Consider the following 18,965-nt stretch of genomic DNA (forward strand, 5'->3'; position numbering starts at 1 on the left):
AGTGCATCGAATGCTTCCTCTGCCAGGACGTCTGCCACGTCCTGCGCGACCACGACAAGATGCACGACCCCAAGACCGAAGGCGGCTTCTACGGGCCCCGCTTCACGATCCGCATCGCAAGCCTCGAGATGCACCCCGCCGACGCGGGCGACCGCGTGCCCCTCCTCAAGCACGAGGCGGGCGTGGGCTTCTGCAACATCACGAAGTGCTGCACCGAGGTGTGCCCCGAGCACATCAAGATCACCGACAACGGCATCATCCCCATGAAGGAGCGCGTGGTCGACCGGTACTACGATCCGATCCTCGTCGGCTGGCGCATCGTATCGGAGACGCTCACGAGATGGTTCTCCGGGCGTGACGACGAGAAGCGCGGTCCCGGCGAGGAGGCGCTCGAGCGCATCCTCGAGCGGGCCGAGGCGGGGACCAACGGCGCCCAGGCGCCAAAGCCACCGGCCCGCCCGCCGGCCGCGAAGTGACCCCATGGCCGACGACGCTCGACGACGCAGGCTGGCGCTTCTCACCGTCGCGGCTGGCTCGTTCATGGCCACGCTCAACCTCAGCATCGTGAACGTGAGCCTGCCGACGATCCGCGTCGACTTTGCGGCCGGAGTTCCCGAAAGCCAGTTCGTCGTCGTGTCCTACGTCGCGGTCGTCACGGCGCTCCTCATCCCGCTCGGGCGCCTCTCGGACGTCTACGGACGGCGCCGCAACTACCTGCTCGGTTTTGCGATCTTCGCGCTCGGGGCCGCCGCCTGCGGCCTTGCCGGGAGCATCTGGCAGATCGTGGGCTTCCGCGCCTTCCAGGCCGTGGGCGCGGCCATGCTCATCGCCGCCGGTCCGGCCGTCATCACGGAGTCGTTCCCCGTCGGGCGGGGCAAGGCGCTTGGCATCATCGGCGTCGTGGTCGCCGCGGGGCTTACGACGGGCAACGTGCTGGGCGGCGTCATCGACGAGTTCGTTGGGTGGCGCTGGGTCTTCCTCCTGAATGTCCCGGTGGGCGCAGCCGGCATCCTGCTCGCCCGATCCGCCATCGCGCCGGGCGCGTCGGGCCGGTCCGCGGACCTGCCGGGCTGCATTCTCCTGGCGGCAACCGTCCTTTTGCTCGTGGGCGCCGTGAGCATCGCGTCCGCGAGGCTTCCGCTGGCCGCCGCCACGGTCGTGCTCCTGGCGGCCTTCGTTCTCCGCGAGAGACGCGCTCGGGCCCCCATCCTGCCGGCGGGCCTGCGCGACCGGTTCCTTGCGGCCGGCCTTGCCAGCGTGAGCCTCGCTTTCCTCGGCTACGCGGCGGCAAGCTTCCTCGTCCCGTTCTACCTCACCGACGTCCTTGGCGCAAGCCCCACCGAGCGCGGCCTCGTGCTCGTCGCCAACCCGATCGCCTTCTCGATCGTGGGCCCTCTTGCGGGAAGCCTCCACGATCGGCGAGGATGGAACTTCCTTGCCCCGCTTGGATTGGCCGTGGCGGCGGCCGGGTTCCTGCTCTTGTCCAACCTTGGCCCCGGCGCAAGCCTGCTCATGGTGGCCGCCGAGCTTGCCCTCGTCGGCGTGGGCATCGGCCTTTTCTCCGCGCCCAACAACAGCGCGCTTCTGGGCGCCGTCGCGCGCGACTCCTTGGGCGCCCTGTCGGGCGTCATCGCGACCATGCGCAACCTGGGCATGGCCCTTGGGACGGCCGTCTCGGCGCAGATCTTCTTCCTGCTTGCGCCGGCCGGCTTCGACTCCGAGCCCCTCGCGTTCGTGTCGGCCATGCACGCGGTCTTCGTCGTGGCCGCCGTGCTCCTTGCCGCCGGCGCCGCCGCGAGCCTCTCGCGGCCCCGCCCCGCAAAGGGGGGCGCGCCGGCCACGGCGTCCGAGCCGCCGGCCGGAGAAAGCCTCAGTGCCGGAACGCGCGCTGGCCCGTGAACACCATCGCGATGCCGTGCTCGTCGGCGGCCGACACGACCTCGGCGTCCCGGACGGAGCCTCCGGGCTGCACGATCGCGGCCACGCCCACGCGCGCCGCCTCGTCGATGCCGTCGCGGAACGGAAAGAAGGCGTCGGAGGCCATGACCGATCCGCGCAGCCGCTCGCCGCCCTTCCAGGCCGCAAGGCGGGCGGCGTCCACGCGCGCCGTCTGCCCGCCGCCGATGGCCACGGTGGCCTCGCCTTGCACGAAGAGCACGCTGTTCGAGCGCACGTGACGCACGGCCTTCTGGGCAAAGAGCATGGAGGCCGTCTGCTCGGGCGTGGGGTGCCGCTTTGTAACGACCGTCCACTTCGACGTGTCGGGCTCGCGAATGTCGAGGTCCTGCACGAGGAGGCCGCCCTTGACGCTTCGGTACTGGAGGCCGCCCCAGACCCCGTGCTGGTCGAGATGCGGGACCTCCAGCAGGCGCAGGTTCTTCTTCTCGCGCAGGATCGAGAGCGCCGCCTCCGCGAAGCCCGGCGCGGCCACCACCTCGAGGAACAGCTTGGCCATCTCGCCGGCCGTGGCCTCGTCGACCGTGCGCGAGAGCGCCACCACGCCCCCGAAGGGCGAATACGTGTCGCAAGCGTAGGCGCCGCGCCATGCCGACAGAACGTCGTCGGCCGCCGCGATCCCGCACGGCGTCGCGTGCTTGATGATCGCCGCCGTGGGCCGCGCGAAATCCTTCACGACCTCGATCGCCGTGTCCGTGTCGAGGATGTTGTTGTACGAAAGCTCCTTTCCGTGGACCTGGCGCGCGGTCACGACCGAAGGCTCGCGCGTGGGCTTGCTACGGTAGAAGGCCGCCCGCTGGTGCATGTTCTCGCCGTAGCGGAGGTCCTGCAGCTTCTCGAACGAAAGGTTGAGGACCGAGGGGAAGTCGTCCTGCCGCAGACGGTGGCGGAAGTACTGGTCGATCACGACGTCGTACCGCGCCACGTGGGCAAACGCCGCCGCCGCCAGCCGCACGCGCGTGTCGCTCGAGAGCGCGGCGGTGGACTCAAGCTCCGCGGCCACGTCGTCGTACTGCGCAGGGCTCGTGACGGGCGCCACGTGCGGGAAGTTCTTGGCCGCCGCGCGCAGCAGGGCCGGGCCCCCGATGTCGATGTTCTCGAGGACCTCCCCAAGCGAGGCGTGCCGCGCGACCGTCTCCTCGAAGGGATACAGGTTCACGACCACGAGGTCGAAGGGCGCGATGCCGTGCTTGGAGAGCGTGTCGAGATCGTCGGGCCGATCCCGCCGCGCCAGGATGCCCGCGTGGATGCGAGGATGCAGCGTCTTCACGCGGCCCTCCATCATCTCGGGGGATTCGGTGACCTCCTCGACCGGAACGACCCGGAGGCCCGCCTCGGCGAGCGCGCGGGCGGTCCCCCCGGTCGACACGAGCGTGGCGCCCAACGCAGCGAGGCGCCGGCAGAATCCCACGACGCCCGACTTATCGTGGACCGAAACGAGAACGCGGCCGACCGGCAACTTCGTACCCACCGAAGATTCGCGACGGGGACATAAGGTTAGCCCTCGCGGGGTTCCTCGCCGACCTTTCGCCCCAAACGTTCTTATGCCCTAGCCGGAATAGCGCGGCGTCCCGATGACGGAACCCGAGCCGGCGGCGGCGATGCCGCCCAAGCCAACGTTCTCCGACCTTGGCCTCTCCCGCGAGGTGCTCGAAGCGCTCGCTGCCATGGGATTCTCGGAGCCAAGCGAAATCCAGCGCCAGGCCATCCCGCCGGTGCTCGCCGGCCGCCACGTGCTCGGCCAGGCGCAGACTGGCACGGGAAAGACGGCCGCCTTTGGCATCCCGCTCATCGAGAGGCTCTCGCCCGAGGAGCAGGGCCTCCGCGCGCTCGTCCTCGTACCCACGCGCGAGCTTGCCGAGCAGGTCACGGAAGAGATCAACAGCATCGGCAAGGCAAAGGGCATCCACGCCGCGCCCATCTACGGCGGCGTGGGCTTTGGTCCCCAGGTGAAGGCGCTCAAAGACGGCGTCCCCATCATCGTGGGAACGCCCGGGCGCGTCATGGACCACATGCGGCGCGGCGCGCTCGTGCTGTCGGGCCTTCGCCACTTCGTCCTCGACGAGGCCGACCGCATGCTCGACATGGGCTTCATCGACGACATCCGTTGGATCGTGCGCCAAGTTCCCCGCGGCGCCCAATGGCTCCTCTTCTCGGCCACCATGCCCGGCGTCGTCCGCACGCTTGCCGAGAAGTACATGCCCGAGCCCGTCTTCGTGAACGTCTCCGAGGACAAGCTCACGCTCGACAACACCGAGCAGATCTACCTGCGCGTGGGCTACCGCAACAAGATCTGGGCGCTCTACCGCATCCTCGAGACCGAGAAGCCCGAGATGGCCTTCGTCTTCTGCTCGACCAAACGCGAGGTCGAGCGCGTGCACAAGCTCCTGCGCGCGCACGGTCACCGCGCGGAGATGCTCCACGGCGACATGAGCCAGGCCGTGCGCAACAAGGTCATGGAGGAGGTGCGCACGGGGCAGATCCGCACGGTCATCGCCACCGACGTGCTGGCGCGCGGCATCGACATCAGCCACTGCTCGCACGTCATCAACTACGACATGCCCGAGGACCCCAAGTGGTACGTGCACCGCATCGGCCGCACGGGCCGCATGGGCGCCATCGGCAAGGCCATCACCTTCGTCACGCGCGAGGAGGAGAAGCTCGTTGCCGCCTTCGAGGAGGGCGCGGGCACGAAGTTCAAGCTCCAGTCCCTGCAGGCCGGCGAGAAGGACGGGATCCGGCACGTATTCGACTTCCACGAGTACGCCGACAAGCTTGGCATGGTCCACTTCCGCCTGAACCTCGGCAAGTCGCACGGCATGTCCATGATGCGCCTCTACCAGCACGTGAACCGCCTCGCGCGCCTGTACGAGGGCGAGCTTGGCAACGTGGACGTCTACGAGACCCACAGCGAGATCGAGGTGCCCCGGCACCTCGCCGAGCGCGTATGGAAGAGCGTGCACGGCGCCGACCTCTCCGGGCACAAGGCGCAGCTTGCGATCATGGAGCGAAAATAGCCGCGGATTCTGAGGTTACTGCGCATATGCGCAGGAAACGCATCGCGGCGATTTCCGGAATAGGTTTATAGGGCGGACTCCTGTGCCCGCCCCAATGAGCGAGTGGTTGATCCCGGCGATCACGGCCGCCCTCTCGGCCGTCTTCGCCGCCCTGCTGGCGATGCGCTTTGTGGAGCGCCGCCGCCTGCACCAGGCTCTCTGGGCCGCGGGCCTTGCGCTCTTTGTCGTGGCAAGCGCGATCGAGGTGCTTGCGATCACCGGAGGATGGAGCGAGGGGCTCTACCGCGTGTACTTCCCCGTCACGGCCATCATGGTGGGCCTCCTTGGGGCCGGCACGATCGCTCTTCTCTCCCACCGCACGGCCACGCTTGCCGCGCTCGGGTACGTGGCCGTCGTGGGCGTCCTCCTCCTCGTCTTCTCCGCCGTCGACGCCGTGCGCGTGGAGGCGCTCGAAAGCGCCGCGACCGCCGGGGAGGTCCCCACGGGCGTCTTTGCCACCACGCTCACGCGCGTGCTGCACCCGCTGCTCGACGTCCCCGCCGCGGCGTTCCTCCTCGGCGGCGCCGTCGGGTCCTGGCGCAAGACGGGCGGCACCTACAATCTCCTCATCGCGGCCGGCGCCCTCGTCTTCATTGTCACGCACTTCCTCCCGTCGGGGGGCCAGACGGGGCTCTCCGTCGAGCAGAGCGCGTTCGTGTTCCACCTCGGCACGCTTGCGGGGACCGTGCTCCTGTTCGCAGGCTACCTCCGCAGCCGCGAGGTGCGCCGCGAGGACCTCTCGAAGACCGTCGCCGTTCCCGCCTGAGGTGACCCATGGATCCCCTTGGACTTCTCCTTTCCATCCTCCTCGTTTTCCTGCTTCCGGGGTTCGCGCTCCATCGCGCCGTGCATCCCGAGCGGCGCTTTGGGTCCGAACCGGTGTACGACGGGTTCGTTGCGCTCGTCGGCTCGCTCTCGATCGCCGTGCTCGTCGGGATCCCTCTGGGCGCCGCCGGCCTGTTCTCCGGGTCGGCGACGGGCGCGCCCATCCTCGAGGCGACGCTCCTTGCGATCACCGGCGCATTCCTGGCCGTGTCGTGGCTTCGACGGCCCTCCGTTGCGGCCGCGGCGGCCGAGGACGTCGAGGACGCCCGCTTGCGCGACGAGCTCGACGCCATGGCCGTCGATCTGCACCGCGCGGAGCGCGGCGGCGCCGCCAAGCGCGCCGCGGAGCTTCGCGTCCGCATGGACGCCACGCGCCAGGCGCTGGGACGCCGGCTGTACCGATGGTGACGCGCCGGGGGCAAGGTTCAAGAAGGCTCTGCGCCTTGGTCGCCCCGATTCCCATGACCGAGAAGGGCTGGACGCCTCCCGTCGGCAAGACGCTCGTCAACTACTCCACCAAGAACGGGGTCGCCATCCTCGAGATGAACGACCCGCCCGCCAACACCTACACGCACGAGATGATGCGCCAGCTCGACGAAGCCATCGTGAAGGCGCGCTTCGACGACGCCGTGCACGTGATCCTCCTCACCGGAGCGGGCGACAAGTTCTTCTCCGCCGGCGCCAACATCCAGATGCTCAACAGCGTGACCCCGCGCTGGAAGTACTTCTTCTGCCTCCACGCCAACGAGACGTTGAATCGCCTGGAGCACACGCCAAAGCTCGTCGTGGCGGCCATCAACGGCCACTGCGTGGGCGGGGGCCTCGAGATCGCCATGGCGGCCGACCTTCGCCTCGCCCGCCGCAACGGCGGGCAGATCGGCCTGCCCGAGGTCAACCTCGGCGTCCTTCCCGGCACCGGCGGCACGCAGCGCCTCGTTCGCATCCTGGGCAAGGCGAAGGCCATCGAATGGATGTGCACCGGCGCGAAGTACACCTTCGAGGAGGCGCAGGAGCTTGGCGTCCTGAACGAGATCCTCGACGCGAAGACCTCCGAGGAGTTCAAGGCGCAGGTGCTCGAGTGGTGCATGCAATTTGTGCCGCCCAACAAGGCCGCAAAGGCCGTGGGGCTCATCAAGCGGTCCGTGCAGAGCGGCGCCGAGGTCCCCTTCGAGAGCGCGCTTGCGATCGAGCGCGAGCTCCAGCAGCAGCTCTTCCAGAGCGAGGACGCCAAGGAGGGCCTTGCGGCCTTCGTCGAGAAGCGCCCGCCCCGCTTCCAGGGCAAGTAGCCGGCCTGATCAATCCTCGGGCCGCGCCGTCATCGCGTTCAGGTAGGCCCTGGCGATCTCCGGCTGCGCGTAGGCCACGTCGCGCACCGTGAGGACGCCGCGGATGTCGCTTCCCAGCACGACGACGAGCCGCTTGAGGTTGCGCGCGCGCATGAGCTCCGCGGCGGCGTCGAGGCTTGCCCCCGGCTCGACCGTCACGACGGGGCTCGACATCGCTTCGGCCACCCGCATCCGATCCAAGTCCGCCCCCGACGCCACCAGCCGCACGATGTCGCTCTCGGTGAGCACGCCCCCCGGCAGGCCCGCTTGGGCGACGACGACGCATCCGACGCGGCGTTCGCGCATGCGCGCGGCCGCCTGACGGATGGTGTCCGAAGGGTCGACCGTGACCACCGCGCGCGTCATGGCGCCGTCGACGAGCATCGGTGCCCTATGCGCCGCCGGGGCCTAGTAGGTTTGCAACCGGAGCCCCTCGATTCGCCCGAACACCGTCGTGCGCCGGGTCACGAGCGCCTCGCCGCGGGAAAGCGCGGTCGCCGCGATCATGGCGTCCTCGGGGTCCAGAGGCTCGCCTTTCCGCCAGGCACGCGCCTCGATCTCGCCTGCGATCCTTGCGGCTTGCTCGTCGAGCGCGTGCACGATCCGACCCTCGACGGTTTCGACCACGCGGGCGCGCACCGCGTCCGGCACGTTCACCGTGCCAAAGCCGCGGTGGAACTCGGCAAGCGTGACGGCGGAGATCGAAAGCGGGTCGCGCTTGGGCTCAAGGCGCGCGAGGAGATCGACGGCGCGCTCGTGGCCGCGGAGCACGTCGATGAGGAAGGTCGTGTCGAGGATCGGCATGGGTCTCACCGGGGCTCGCGAAGCTGGCGGCCGCGCCGGCGGCGGCTTCGTTCGCGCGCCGCGTTCACGGTGGCTTCCATGGCGGCGGCCTGGCCCTCGTCGAGGACGCCTACGGCCTCCAGGAGGGACCGTTCGCCGGCCAGCCGTAGGAGAAGCTCGGAGAAGCTCTCGCCCGGCCGTTTGAGGGAACGCAGCGTCTCGTAGGCCCGTTCGGTCACCTGGAGCATCCGAGTCATGGCACAAGAATCGTATACGGTCGTATACGGTTTTCGGCGCGCGTGGCGCAACCGTCATCTCCCGGGGATGCGCATCCGGATTCGGGTTTGCCATGCCCGCGCAGACGGTCCGCACCTTCGACGACTGGATCCGCGAGTTCCAAGCCTGGCAGACGGAGATCGGCTTCCCCAAGCAGCTGCTTGGCGACTTCAAGTTCGAGGAGAAGTTCGGAGATCCGTGCGGGCCCAACGTCGAGTTTGGCGAGTTCAAGGGGCGCCCCAAGTGGGAGACGCCCATGCAGGTGCCGCTGCAGGACATGCGCGACGGCCTCATGAACCTCATCGTGTACCAGGGCGACACGGAGTTTGCAAGCGTCGAGCAGCAGCGCCACCTCGTGAAGACCGCGCCCACCGACTACGACCTCAAGTCCATCCTGCGCGTCATGAGCGAGGAGATGCGGCACGGCTGGCAGATGTGCTACCTTCTCGTCACGCACTTTGGCAAGACGGGCGCCATCGAGGCGCAAAAACAGCTGCAGCGCCGCTCGTGGAACAAGGAGCGGCTCCTGGGAAGCTTCAACGAGCCCGTCGACCACTGGCTCGACTTCTTCACCTACACGGATTTCGTCGACCGGGACGGCAAGTATCAGCTCCGCATGCTCTCCCACAGCGGCTTTGCGCCGCTTGCGAAGTCCATGGGCCCCATGCTCAAGGAGGAGAGCTTCCATCTGGGTACGGGCCAGACGGGCCTTCGCCGCATCCTCCAAGCCGGCAAGATCCCCACGGCGATCGTGCAGCAGTACTTCAACAAGTGGGTCCCGACGGCCTTCGACCTCTTTGGCAAGGACAAATCCACCCCCGCGCGGCTCTACTACGTGTGGGGCCTGAAGGGCCGCTACGACGAGGACACGAACGCGGAGACGCCCGACCTCGACGATTTGAACGCCCACGCGCGCGCGCTGTACCGGCGCGAGGTGGAGGAGCTCGTCGTCCAGCTCAACGCGCTGTTGGCGCCCGGAGAGCCCAAGCTCGTCGTGCCGGACCTCAAGTTCCGGCGCGATCCCAAGCTCTCCGAGCACGGCGGCCAACCGTACGACATCCACGGCAAGCGCCTCTCCGACCGCGAGTACGAGGACTACCTCGCGCGCAACCTGCCCAACGAGGAGACGAAAGCGCGGCTCGACGAGATCTTCAAGACGCCCGACTGGATCGCGCCCAAGGGCGGTCCCGCGGCGGCGTAGGCGGCGGCGTGGCATGCGCGGACAGGCGGTCGCCTCCCGTCGGAGGCCGGGCGCAACGCTCTCCGACCAGGAGTTCTTCGAGCAGGTGCCTCGGTTGTTCTGGGCTTGCCACGCGCGCGAGGAGACCGCGTACCACCTCGGCATCTACCTCGCTCACCGCCCGCCGGACGGCTCGGAAGTGGCGCGCGCGCTTGCCTTTCGCGCGCCGGGCCCCGCGCCCGCCGTGGCGTCGGATCTCGTGCGCGACTTCCAGGCCGCGCTTGCCGACCTCCACTACCCGGACGCAAAGCCGCTGCTGCGCCTCGCCCGACACGGCCTGGACGCGCGGCAGGCCGCGTCCCTTGCGCACTTCGAACTTCCGAGCTATCCCCTCTACGAGCCGCTTGCCGTGAAGGGCCTTTTGCTCTTGGGTCGCGTGGCGCCGATGCCCGGCCGGCTGGACGAGCCTGGCCTTCGCGGGTACCGGACGTTCATGCAGCAGCTCGACGAGCTCAAGGAAGCCGTTCCCTTCACCTGCGTGCCCGAGGCCCCCTACTACCTGTCGCGGGTCGTCGAAGCCGCGCTGACGGAGCTTGCCGTCGAGCAAAGCGAAGCAGCCAAGTAGGGCGCCGGGGCTTGGCGGTCGTGACCCAGGGCGAGGCCGGCGCGGGTCCCACGCGAACGGCGGAATCCGCCGCCGAGCCCACGGTTCGCCTGGCCCGGGAGCTCACGCTTGCCGACGCGACGCTGCTTGGCGTAGGCGCCCTCGTGGGGGGCGGCATCTTCGTCCTGCCCGGCATCGCCGCGGGCCTCGCCGGTCCGGCCGTGTTCCTGGCGCTGGCGCTCAACGCCTTGGTCCTCGTGCCCACGCTTCTCGTCTACGCCGAGCTTTCCTCCGTTCGCCACGACGCGGGCGGGGGATACGTCTGGGTCCGCCAGGCGTTGCACGAGCCGTGGGGCTTCCTCGGCGGCTGGATGAACTGGTTTGCCCACGCCGTGGCGTGCGCCGTGTACGCGCTTGCGAGCGCCGCCTACCTTCTGTGGTTCCTTGGCGCCTACGGTCCGTTGGATCCCGAGCTTGCCAAGGGTCCGCTCGTCAACGCGATGGCCGTGGCGGTCACGGCGGCGTTCGTGGCGCTCAACGTCGCAGGCGCCAAGCAGGCGATTCGGGCCGAAGCGGCCGTCACCCTCGTCGTCCTCCTTGCACTTGGCATCTTCGTCGGGTCCGGGCTTGCCGCGATCGTCGCGAGGCCGGAGGGCCTGGGCCAGCTCGGTCTTGGCGACCCGGCGCTCCTGTTCCCTCAGGGGCTCGTCGGCATGTTCCTTGCCATGGGCCTTACGGTCATCGCCTTCCAAGGATTCGAGATCGTCGCACAAGCCGGGGAGGAGGTTCGCCGCCCCGAGCGGAACGTCCCGCGGGCGATCCTCCTGTGCGTGGCGATCGTAAGCCCGCTTCTCGTGCTCGTCGCGTTTGTCGCGTTGGCCGCGACGGTGCCGGACGCCGGAATGACAAGCTGGCAATGGCTCGCGCAGCGGCAGGAGCTCGCCCTCGTCGAGGCCGCAGCGCAATTCGTCCCGTTTGGCGTGGGCGCAATCGTGGTCCTCGTGGGCGCCATGCTGAGCAACGTGACCGCCCTCAACAGCACGATCTACAGCAGCTCTCGCGTGAGCTTTGCCATGGGGCGCGACCGCTCCCTGCCCGGATTCTTCTCGCGGGTCCACCCGCGAACCCAAACGCCCGCGGCAAGCATCCTGTTCAGCGGCGGCATCGTGATGGGGATGGCCGCCCTGCTGCCGATCCAGCAGGTCGCGGCCGCCGCCGGCGTCATGTTCCTGCTGCTCATGATGCTCGTGAACGCAAGCTACATCGCGATGCGGCGCTCGCTTGCGCCGCGCTCCGACCGGTTCCGCGCCCCCTGGTTTCCCGCCCTGCCGCTCGTCGGAATCGCGGCCCAGATCGTGCTCGCCGTGGCGCTGTTCCACTTCAGCCCGACGGCGTGGCTTGCGGCCGCCGGGTGGGTCGTCCTGGGCGCGCTCGTCCACCACGCGTACGCCCGGCGGCACGTCGAGCCGGCCGCGATCCGCACGGCACTTGCGTACGAGAAGCGGGCGTTGGGCGAGGAGCGGTATGGAATCCTGCTGCCCGTTGCCAACCCCGCCACGGTTCCGCCGATGGCCGCCGTGGCAAGCGAGCTTGCGCGCGACCGGAACGGCGAGGTCGTCCTCCTTCACGTCCTGACCGTGCCCTTCAACACGCTGCCGTCCGCCGCGCTGGACCGCGCCGACGAGGCGCGACCCATCCTTGCGCAGGCCGCCGCCGCGTTTCCCCCGGACGTGCCCGTGCACTCGATCGTGAAGATCGCGCACGACGCGGCCGCCGCCATCGTCGAGACGGCCGAGGAGGAACGTTCGGACCTCATCTTGCTCGGCTGGCGCGGAAGGCCAAGCCTTCGCGAGCACGTCTTTGGGTCCACGCTCGACCCGGTCGTCCGCGACGCGCCGGCGGACGTGGCGCTCCTGCGGCCCGGGCAGGCGGCCGTCGCCGGGTCCACGCCGCGTGTCGTCGTGGCCGTGCGCGGCCGCTCCCGCCATCTGCGCCTGGGCGCCGAGGTGGCCAAGGTGCTCTCGCGCAGCCGACGCCAGCCCCTCGTGGCCGTCACGGTCGTAACGTCCGAGGCGCAGGTCGAACCCGAGGCTCGTCTCGCAAGCGCCATCGCCGACGCGGGCATCGGCCCGTGGGAGGCCACCGTCGAGACCATCCGCAATCCGGACCCGCAGGCCGCGCTCCTGTCGGCGGCAGGCGCCGGCGACACGCTTGTGCTTGGCGCAAGCGAGGCGCCCGCGTGGAAGACGACGCTTGTGGGCACCGTCCCCGAGCGCGTGGCGGCGGAATCGCCCGCCTCGGTCCTCCTCGTCCGGCGCCACAGCCCCGCGGCACGATTCTTTGGCAGGTTCAACGCCTGGCTCGAGCGCGTCGGCGGATACCTGCAGCCCGATGGCGATGCGGGCAAGCCCCGGGGGCCGCCACCAGGCGATCCCTAGGGTGCGCGGCCCGCGCAGCAATGCCTTTGCGTCACGGCCGTCGTTCTCGTCCCGCCCCGCAGTCACCCTTAAGTACCGCAGGCTCGGTGGGCGGCGCGGGGATCGAGACGAACCTGCGCCGGGTCACCGTCCTTGGCAGCGGAACGATGGGCCACGGCATCGCGCACGTGGCCGCGCTTGCCGGGTGCTCGGTCCGGCTGCGCGACGTGGACGACAAGCTCCTGGAGTCGGCCGTCGGCAAGATCCGCTCCAACCTGCGCAAGGGCGTCGAGAAGGGCAAGGTCGACGCTCGGGCCGCGGACGAGGCCCTCGCGCGCATCGAGACGACGACGGATCTTGCCGCGGCGTGCGCGGAGGCCGACCTCGTGATCGAGGCGATCCCCGAATCCGTCGATCTCAAGCGGCGAGTCTTCGCCGAGGTCGAGCGCGCGGTTCCGCCCGCCTGCATCTTGGCGAGCAACACGTCCAGCCTCTCGATCGACGGCATCGCGCACGGCGTCGCCGATCCTGGCCGCGTCGTGGGCATGCACTTCTTCAACCCCCCGTACGTGCTCCGGCTGGTCGAGGTCGTGCGGGGCGCGCGCACGCGCGAGGACGTCGTGGCGGCGACCGTGCAAGCCGCGCGGCACATGGGCAAGACGCCCATCGTCGTGAAGGACAGCCCGGGTTTTGCAAGCTCGCGCCTGGGCGTCGTGCTTGGCCTCGAAGCCATGCGCATGGTGGAGCAGGGGGTGGCGAGCGCCTCGGACATCGACACGGCCCTCGAGCTTGGCTACGGCCACCCGATGGGCCCCCTTCGCACGAGCGATCTTGTCGGTCTCGACGTGCGCCTTGCCATCGCAGAGCATCTTCACCGCGAGCTTCGCGACGACACGTATCGGCCGCCCGAGGTCCTGCGCCGGCTCGTCCGCGAGGGGAAGCTCGGGAAGAAAACGGGGCAAGGGTTCTATCGCTGGGACGGCGACTCCCCGACGCCTTGACCGGACTCAGCCGGACCGCACGGGAACATAGGTCCACTGATAGGTCATCGTTTCCGCCGGCCAGAACTGGGTCGAAGCGGAACCTGCCACGGGCGTCGTGAACGGCTGACGAGGGCCTGCGATCGAAAGCGCGGCAGCGCCGAAGCTCCCCTGCTCGCCGCCCCCGACGAAGATGTCGACGGCGTTTGCGACGCTCCCTGCCGACACGCCAAAGTATCGCGCCATGTAATCCCCAAACGCGGTCGGGGATTGCGAGGCGAGGTCGAGCTCGATGGAGGAGCCGCCACCGACCGCTCGGGTCTTGCCGGCCACCGCGGCCGCCAGGCGGGTTGCGCTCACGGACACCTCGCCCGTCTCCGCGGGGAAGTTCCACGCGCGGTACACAGCCGTCTCCTCCGGATCGCTTGCGATCCAACCCAGCAGGACGTAATCGTTGCCGTTGGCCGACGCGTACTGCGAGGGAGCCTTCACCGGGAGGTAGTAGATGGCGTGCGCTGGGCCTTCCACCGGGCGATCGCCGATGGTCCCGCGCGCGCACGTCCACGTCTTCACAAGGAAGACGGCCGAGTCGCCCGTCACGCCGGACCGCGGCGCGAATCCGGCGGGCATCTGTTCTTGTGCCCACGTCATCGGGGCGTCGAACCGGCCGAAGGTCGTGGTGCAGCCGTATTGTCGGAGGACCGGGAACTCGGGCGCACCGGGGGGCGATGCAAGAGCGCCCTCGGCAGCGTCCGCGACCGCCTGCACGGCGTCGTCCGCCGGCTGGGTAGGGGGCGTTTCGTGCGCGCCCAGCTCCTCGGACGCGGGCTCTTCCGCGGCCGGCGACCCGAGGCACCCTGCGATCCCGACGACGGTCACGAGGGCGGCAAGAAGGATCGCTCGCGCGGCAGGTTCCATGGGGGCACCACGGCCCCTGCCGGCTGCCATGCCATGAAGATTTTGGTGGCGCCCTAGCGGCGCCGCGGGGCGGTCAGAAGGCAGAGCAGGCTGCCTGGGGGGTCAAACGCCTATTGTTTGGCGTGAGAGCCTTCCGCGTGGTGGGCGTCTCCATTCCCGCGGATGCCGGAGCGCAGTGGCGCGCTTGGATCCCCGACGGCCAACCGCCCGACGACAAGCGGCGGGTCCCACGTCGTCCTGGCGGCCAGGCTGGCCGGCATTTGCGCCTCCACGTCGCGCGCCCGGGCCAAGAGCGCCGCCACCTCACCGTCGGTCGTGGCCTCGTCTTGCCGAAGCCATGGAATGGCTTCCTGCGAGAGAGTCTCAAGCGCAGCGTCTGACGGGCCGGCAGGCTCGGCCGCCACGCGTTCGCTCAACGCCAGCACGAGCCGAATGCGACGCACGCGACGGAGTTCCCACAGCGCAAGATCCACGAGCCGTCGGGTTGCGCGTCCAGGTCCGCGGCGCCATGCCGCCTCCAGGCACGCAATCGCGAGTTTTTCGCTTTGGGAAAGCCATGCGCGCAATTGGGCTGGATCGGTCGGCGGGGTGCGAAAGGACATGATTGGCTCGGGTCAAGCGCCAAGAGCAGATTCCGCCCCGAGAACCGACGTTGCATCCTGGCCGGCGCACCTAGATGAACGCGCGGTAACACGATTACCGGCCGGCAAAGCCGGTCGACGACGGCGCCGCTTGCCACGATGCGCGCCCCCGTGCCCTAGGAGCCGCCGGAGTCGCACGCGATGCGGAATGGCACTTCGGCGAGAAAGCCGGGCGGAATGTCGCGGTCCACCGGATCGTGCGAAAGGTAGTACGGCCGGCAGGAGCCTCGAACCGTCCCCGTGCCGCCGCTTACCTCAAGCCGGACGACGAGGTCGCGTCCCTCGAACCGGAAGGAGGTTTCGCCTCGCCCGTCGAGCAGGAACTCGACCCGCGTGACGTTCTGGCCGCCTTCGATCGTGACGATGGAGCCGCGCTCTGCCCGCGGAGGCGCGACGAAGTCGGCAAGCCCGCTGTCCACGAATTCACGGTAGTGCGGCCACGCCGCTCGTCGGACGAGGTGGACAAGCAGCGTCCCGCCGGCCGCCGGCGAGCCTTCGGAGAACTCAGTCGGCTGCTCCGCGCTTAAGGTCAACACGCGGATCTCATTTTCGGGCGACGGCCGCTCGCCCGGCGTCGCGCAACCGGCCAGGAGAAGGTTCGCAAGCGCGACGACCGTCAGCGCTTCGCGCACGCGGTCACTCCCCGAAGATCCGGTCGACGACCCAGGCGGGATCGAAGGGAATGAGGTCCTCGTACTCCTGGCCCACGCCCAGGAACGCCACGGGCTTCCCGACGGCGTTTGCGATCGACAGCGCGGCGCCCCCCTTGGCGTCGGTGTCCACCTTCGTGAGGAAGACGCAGCCGATGCCGACGGCCTCGTCGAACTTGCGGGCCTGCTCCACGGCGTCGTTGCCCGCAAGCGCATCGCCGACGAAGACGACCAGATGCGGCTTCGCCACGCGTTTGATCTTCTTCATCTCGTCCATGAGGTTGAGGTTCGTCTGCATGCGCCCGGCCGTATCGATCAAGACGACGTCCTTCTTGCGGCTCTTGGCGTGCTGGATCGCGTCGTAGGCCACGGCGGCAGGGTCGGCGCCGGCCACGTGCTTGACGACCTTCATGTTGAGGCGCTCGCTGTGCTTCTCGATCTGCTCGATGGCGCCGGCGCGGAACGTGTCCCCGGCTGCGAGGACGGAGGAGTACCCGTTGCCGCGCAGGCGCTGCGCGACCTTCGCGATCTGGGTCGTCTTGCCCGTGCCATTCACGCCGACGAACATCAAGACGACCGGCTTTTCGTGCTCCAGGACGAACTGGTCGAAGTCGAACGTCTGCTTCGAGAGAAGCTCGAGCAGCGTCTCCTTGAGCGCCTCCTCCACGGCGCGTTGCAGATTGCCGCCGGGGTCCACGGTGGCCAGGCGCTTCTTGAATCCTTCCTTGATCGTCTCGACGACGGGGAGCGCAACGTCGGCTTCAAGGAGCATGAGCTCGAGGTCGTAGAGGAGTTCCTTCACCTTCTCGGGCGCCACGCCCTTGCCGCGGACCGGAGGCGGCGTCGTCGCGGCCGGCGCAGGGACCGGAGCCGCGGGGCGCGCTTCCGGTCGTGGAACTTCCGGTGCCCTGCGCTCGACCGCCGAGGGCGGTGCCGGCTGCGCGGGTGCAGGCGGGGCGCGTGGCGTCGCGCGCTCGAAGGTTGTCGAAGGCGCGCGCGGCGGAGAAGGCGTCTCGCCCTCCTTGGTTTCGGCGCCGCCAAGGCGCTTGATCTTCGCGCGCAGGAGATCGAACATGCCCACGGGAATCACTATTCCTGCGGGGCCAGGTCCTGCACGTGCGCCGCGATCTCGTCGTACTGCTTGGCGAGCCGCTCCTGCTCGGCGACGATGCGCTCCTCGCTCGACTTGGCCCGGGCAAGCTCGGCCTCGATGCGCGCGAGCGCGTCGGCGATCGTGGTCTCCACCGTGACGTCGCTCCCCACGCCCGCGAGGACGGCGTCCGTGCGGGCAAGTTGCGCGAGGGCGAAATGGCCGGCCCCCAGCGGAACGAGGATCTCGTCGCCGGTGCGGGCGTCCCGGAGCGCGGTGAGCGCCGCGCGGCTCACCATGAGCTCACGAGCGCCCTGCTGGAGGTAGGCGCGCTGCTCGCCAAGCGCCTCGAGCGCCTGGCGCGCCTCCTCGGCCATGGCGACGGCGCGGCGGAGGTTCTGTTCGAGGTCCGCTTGCGAGAGCGCGCGGGCGCGCGGGTCCTCGCCGCCGGCTGGGGGCGTCACGCGGACCCCGATCCTTGGAGCTGGTGCGAGACGGCCGGATCGGTCACGTCGCCCGACGCAAGCTCGGCGATGTTCTTGATGCGAACGAGGCGGCGGGGAAGGCCGTGCCGGCTGCCAAGCGTCGAAAGCGCGCGGTGCTTTGCTTGGAGAACGTTCGCGCAGGCGATCTCGAGCCGGAACGGCTGGCGGCGGCTGCCCATGGCCACATCACCCTCGACGCGGTAGGCTTTCACCAGCGGGCATCACCGGGCTTTGCGCATCCCTCAAGCCCGTAGATAAGGTTTTCCAGGCGCGCGCGTCCGCGCAAGGGTTTTTGGCACGCGGGCGGGTGCGGGAGCGATGCTCCCCGTTCGTGCGGTTCCGCCGATTGCGGTCGCGCTTGTCCTTGTGCTCTTGGCGCCGTCGTTGGCCTGGGCGCAGGGCTCGTCGCCCGCGCAACGCGAAGTCGAGTTCGAGGACGTGCGCGTGTCGGCCCTCCTCGTGCGCGTGGACGCTTTGCCGGAAGGTCACATCGCGCGGCCCACGGTCGAATTCCGGCCGGGGGACGCGGGCGTCGTTGCCTTCCTTGCCGCGAACAACGGAACCGAGAACCGGAGCGTTCGCGTCACGCCGCTCTCGGCGCCGCAGGAGCTTTCCGGCCTCGACCCTGCGTCCTGGGAGAGCCGTCCTTTGGCGTCGGCGGACGTCGACGAGGGCCGCCGCGTCTCGGACCAGACCGCCTGGCATTTCGAGGTCTTGCCGCAGGCGACCGTGGGCGCGTCCTTGACCCTCCGGTATCGGGTGGAGATCCTCGACGACGCGAACGAGACGCTTCACGCCGAGTCGCTGGAGTTTGGCATCCTCCTCGTGGCCCCGCCGCCGCGGCCCAACCCGCTTGTGGAATTCTACGAGGCCAATCCTCTTCGCGCTTGGCTTCTCGTGGGACTTGCGGCCGTCGGCGGAGGATACGTCGCGTGGAAGCGCCGCAGGCCCCGGATCAAGCCGCGCAGCCGCGCGCTGCGGGCCGAGCAGGCCCAGCGCGGGGCGGCCCCCCCGGCCGAGGCGGTCGAGGAGACTGCCGCGGAAAAGGAGAGCCGGATCCTGCGCGCCAAGCGCGCCGACGTGGAGCGCAGCATCGAGAACGCGCGCCTGCGCATGGAACGCGGCGAGATCACGTCTTTCCAGTTCGAGAACCTCAAGCAAAGCAAGGAGGCGAACCTCGCAGAGCTCGACCGGAAGATGCGCGAGTTGGGCGTCGGTGGCCCGCGCGAGTAGCGCCCGCCCGACAGCAACGTTTTTCCCCTCCCCGCCCATGGCCGCTGCCATGCCCATCAAGGCCGTGGAGCTCACGAGCATCGAGGCCAAGCGCTTCGTGCGCCTGCAGGAGCGCCTCGGCCAGATCAAGATCGACCACAATTCGACGGTGACGCTCGTGCGCGCGAACTCGCCCAACGACGCCTCCGTGGAGTTCCGCTACACGGCGAACTACGCGGCCGTGGGCATCATCAAGGTCGAGGGCGCGCTGCAGTGGGAGGGCGACGCGACGTCCCTTGCCGGCACGTGGCAGAAGAACGGACAGATGCCCCCGGAGATCGCAAGCGAGATCCACACGACCGTCATGCGCGTTTGTCTGCCCCAGGCGGTGGGGATCGCGAAGGACCTGAACCTGCCGCCGCCGATCCCCCTGCCCCAGGTCCGCTTCGAGGAGCCGAAGAAGACGAGCGCCGCAGGCGCCGGTCCCGAGATCGCGTAGCGGCGGCGCGACCGTGCGGCAGCGCGAGCTTGAGATCCGGCTGCAGACGATCCCACCCCACCCGAGTC

At 69.4% G+C, this 18,965-nt stretch carries 21 protein-coding genes and 1 pseudogene; 12 read left to right on the forward strand and 10 right to left on the reverse strand.

The window, feature by feature from the left end; all coding sequences use genetic code 11:
* Both VM681_01390 and VM681_01395 read left to right on the forward strand, forming a co-directional pair.
* Positions 1-305: pseudogene (locus tag VM681_01390) on the forward strand (4Fe-4S dicluster domain-containing protein).
* Positions 306-480: 175 nt separating this feature from the next.
* Positions 481-1,899, forward strand: coding sequence for an MFS transporter (locus VM681_01395; GenBank protein HVL86652.1), 1,419 nt, complete (start codon positions 481-483; stop codon positions 1,897-1,899).
* Here VM681_01395 and purH read toward each other — a convergent pair.
* Positions 1,871-3,427 (reverse strand): bifunctional phosphoribosylaminoimidazolecarboxamide formyltransferase/IMP cyclohydrolase, encoded by a 1,557-nt coding sequence (purH, locus tag VM681_01400; protein HVL86653.1) that lies wholly within the window; start codon positions 3,425-3,427, stop codon positions 1,871-1,873. The genes VM681_01395 and purH overlap by 29 nt on opposite strands.
* 103 nt (positions 3,428-3,530) lie before the next feature.
* On the opposite strand from purH, the gene VM681_01405 reads away from it, so the two are divergent.
* From VM681_01405 to VM681_01420, 4 genes are all read left to right on the forward strand, one after another.
* Complete coding sequence (locus tag VM681_01405) at positions 3,531-4,973, forward strand: DEAD/DEAH box helicase (GenBank protein HVL86654.1); 1,443 nt, start codon at positions 3,531-3,533, stop codon at positions 4,971-4,973.
* A 94-nt stretch (positions 4,974-5,067) separates the two neighbouring features.
* Positions 5,068-5,778 carry a hypothetical protein gene (locus tag VM681_01410; GenBank protein ID HVL86655.1) on the forward strand — a complete coding sequence of 237 codons (711 nt, stop codon included), beginning with the start codon at positions 5,068-5,070 and terminating at the stop codon, positions 5,776-5,778.
* A gap of 8 nt (positions 5,779-5,786) precedes the next feature.
* A complete protein-coding gene (locus VM681_01415; protein HVL86656.1) occupies positions 5,787-6,245 on the forward strand; it encodes a hypothetical protein in 459 nt (152 codons plus the stop codon).
* Between the two features lie 35 nt (positions 6,246-6,280).
* Positions 6,281-7,123: an enoyl-CoA hydratase/isomerase family protein gene (locus VM681_01420; protein HVL86657.1), complete on the forward strand. Its 843-nt coding sequence runs from the start codon at positions 6,281-6,283 to the stop codon at positions 7,121-7,123.
* A 9-nt stretch (positions 7,124-7,132) separates the two neighbouring features.
* On the opposite strand, the gene VM681_01425 is transcribed toward VM681_01420, so the two are convergent.
* From VM681_01425 to VM681_01435, 3 genes are read right to left on the reverse strand one after another with little or no spacing between them, the layout of a single operon-like run.
* Positions 7,133-7,546, reverse strand: coding sequence for a CBS domain-containing protein (locus VM681_01425; GenBank protein ID HVL86658.1), 414 nt, complete (start codon positions 7,544-7,546; stop codon positions 7,133-7,135).
* 24 nt (positions 7,547-7,570) lie between these two features.
* On the reverse strand, positions 7,571-7,966 hold the full coding sequence (locus VM681_01430) for a PIN domain-containing protein (GenBank protein ID HVL86659.1): 396 nt from the start codon (positions 7,964-7,966) through the stop codon (positions 7,571-7,573).
* 5 nt (positions 7,967-7,971) lie between these two features.
* Positions 7,972-8,202: an antitoxin VapB family protein gene (locus VM681_01435; GenBank protein ID HVL86660.1), complete on the reverse strand. Its 231-nt coding sequence runs from the start codon at positions 8,200-8,202 to the stop codon at positions 7,972-7,974.
* A gap of 92 nt (positions 8,203-8,294) precedes the next feature.
* Here VM681_01435 and VM681_01440 point away from each other — a divergent pair, with 92 nt between their 5' ends.
* The 4 genes from VM681_01440 to VM681_01455 all read left to right on the forward strand — a co-directional run bounded on the left by VM681_01440 (position 8,295) and on the right by VM681_01455 (position 13,423).
* Positions 8,295-9,422, forward strand: coding sequence for a Phenylacetic acid catabolic protein (locus tag VM681_01440; protein ID HVL86661.1), 1,128 nt, complete (start codon positions 8,295-8,297; stop codon positions 9,420-9,422).
* Positions 9,423-9,435: 13 nt separating this feature from the next.
* Entirely contained in the window at positions 9,436-10,026 is a 591-nt protein-coding gene (locus VM681_01445) for a hypothetical protein (protein HVL86662.1), read from the forward strand.
* A 20-nt stretch (positions 10,027-10,046) separates the two neighbouring features.
* On the forward strand, positions 10,047-12,443 hold the full coding sequence (locus tag VM681_01450; protein HVL86663.1) for an amino acid permease: 2,397 nt from the start codon (positions 10,047-10,049) through the stop codon (positions 12,441-12,443).
* Positions 12,444-12,529: 86 nt separating this feature from the next.
* The gene (locus tag VM681_01455) at positions 12,530-13,423 is read left to right on the forward strand and encodes a 3-hydroxyacyl-CoA dehydrogenase family protein (protein HVL86664.1); all 894 of its coding nucleotides are present in this window, start codon (positions 12,530-12,532) and stop codon (positions 13,421-13,423) included.
* 6 nt (positions 13,424-13,429) lie between these two features.
* Here VM681_01455 and VM681_01460 read toward each other — a convergent pair whose 3' ends face one another.
* The 6 genes from VM681_01460 to rpl18a form a co-directional block, all read right to left on the reverse strand.
* The gene (locus tag VM681_01460) at positions 13,430-14,320 is read right to left on the reverse strand and encodes a hypothetical protein (protein HVL86665.1); all 891 of its coding nucleotides are present in this window, start codon (positions 14,318-14,320) and stop codon (positions 13,430-13,432) included.
* Positions 14,321-14,430: 110 nt separating this feature from the next.
* Positions 14,431-14,763, reverse strand: coding sequence for a hypothetical protein (locus tag VM681_01465; GenBank protein HVL86666.1), 333 nt, complete (start codon positions 14,761-14,763; stop codon positions 14,431-14,433).
* A 314-nt stretch (positions 14,764-15,077) separates the two neighbouring features.
* Entirely contained in the window at positions 15,078-15,593 is a 516-nt protein-coding gene (locus tag VM681_01470; protein ID HVL86667.1) for a hypothetical protein, read from the reverse strand.
* 4 nt (positions 15,594-15,597) lie between these two features.
* Positions 15,598-16,701 (reverse strand): signal recognition particle-docking protein FtsY, encoded by a 1,104-nt coding sequence (gene ftsY, locus VM681_01475; GenBank protein ID HVL86668.1) that lies wholly within the window; start codon positions 16,699-16,701, stop codon positions 15,598-15,600.
* A complete protein-coding gene (pfdA, locus tag VM681_01480) occupies positions 16,701-17,165 on the reverse strand; it encodes a prefoldin subunit alpha (protein ID HVL86669.1) in 465 nt (154 codons plus the stop codon). The genes ftsY and pfdA overlap by 1 nt, the downstream gene beginning before the upstream one ends.
* Positions 17,162-17,398 (reverse strand): 50S ribosomal protein L18Ae, encoded by a 237-nt coding sequence (gene rpl18a / locus VM681_01485; GenBank protein ID HVL86670.1) that lies wholly within the window; start codon positions 17,396-17,398, stop codon positions 17,162-17,164. The genes pfdA and rpl18a overlap by 4 nt, the downstream gene beginning before the upstream one ends.
* Positions 17,399-17,504: 106 nt before the next feature.
* On the opposite strand from rpl18a, the gene VM681_01490 reads away from it, so the two are divergent.
* Together VM681_01490 and VM681_01495 are read left to right on the forward strand one after the other, a co-directional pair.
* The gene (locus tag VM681_01490; protein HVL86671.1) at positions 17,505-18,419 is read left to right on the forward strand and encodes a hypothetical protein; all 915 of its coding nucleotides are present in this window, start codon (positions 17,505-17,507) and stop codon (positions 18,417-18,419) included.
* A 49-nt stretch (positions 18,420-18,468) separates the two neighbouring features.
* Positions 18,469-18,897: a hypothetical protein gene (locus VM681_01495; protein HVL86672.1), complete on the forward strand. Its 429-nt coding sequence runs from the start codon at positions 18,469-18,471 to the stop codon at positions 18,895-18,897.
* Positions 18,898-18,965 lie beyond the last annotated feature (68 nt).

This window comes from Candidatus Thermoplasmatota archaeon (assembly GCA_035541015.1).
GTDB lineage: Archaea > Thermoplasmatota > SW-10-69-26 > JACQPN01 > JAIVGT01 > DATLFM01.

Excerpts from the sequence above, each read along its gene's own strand:
- VM681_01395 (HVL86652.1), top strand. The coding sequence starts at position 481 with ATGGCCGACGACGCTCGACGACGCAGGCTGGCGCTTCTCACCGTCGCG.
- VM681_01440 (HVL86661.1), top strand. The coding sequence starts at position 8,295 with ATGCCCGCGCAGACGGTCCGCACCTTCGACGACTGGATCCGCGAGTTC.
- VM681_01405 (HVL86654.1), top strand. The coding sequence starts at position 3,531 with ATGACGGAACCCGAGCCGGCGGCGGCGATGCCGCCCAAGCCAACGTTC.
- VM681_01410 (HVL86655.1), top strand. The coding sequence starts at position 5,068 with ATGAGCGAGTGGTTGATCCCGGCGATCACGGCCGCCCTCTCGGCCGTC.
- VM681_01415 (HVL86656.1), top strand. The coding sequence starts at position 5,787 with ATGGATCCCCTTGGACTTCTCCTTTCCATCCTCCTCGTTTTCCTGCTT.
- VM681_01445 (HVL86662.1), top strand. The coding sequence starts at position 9,436 with ATGCGCGGACAGGCGGTCGCCTCCCGTCGGAGGCCGGGCGCAACGCTC.
- VM681_01435 (HVL86660.1), bottom strand. The coding sequence starts at position 8,202 with ATGACTCGGATGCTCCAGGTGACCGAACGGGCCTACGAGACGCTGCGT.
- VM681_01425 (HVL86658.1), bottom strand. The coding sequence starts at position 7,546 with ATGCTCGTCGACGGCGCCATGACGCGCGCGGTGGTCACGGTCGACCCT.
- VM681_01430 (HVL86659.1), bottom strand. The coding sequence starts at position 7,966 with ATGCCGATCCTCGACACGACCTTCCTCATCGACGTGCTCCGCGGCCAC.
- VM681_01460 (HVL86665.1), bottom strand. The coding sequence starts at position 14,320 with ATGGAACCTGCCGCGCGAGCGATCCTTCTTGCCGCCCTCGTGACCGTC.
- VM681_01495 (HVL86672.1), top strand. The coding sequence starts at position 18,469 with ATGCCCATCAAGGCCGTGGAGCTCACGAGCATCGAGGCCAAGCGCTTC.
- VM681_01490 (HVL86671.1), top strand. The coding sequence starts at position 17,505 with ATGCTCCCCGTTCGTGCGGTTCCGCCGATTGCGGTCGCGCTTGTCCTT.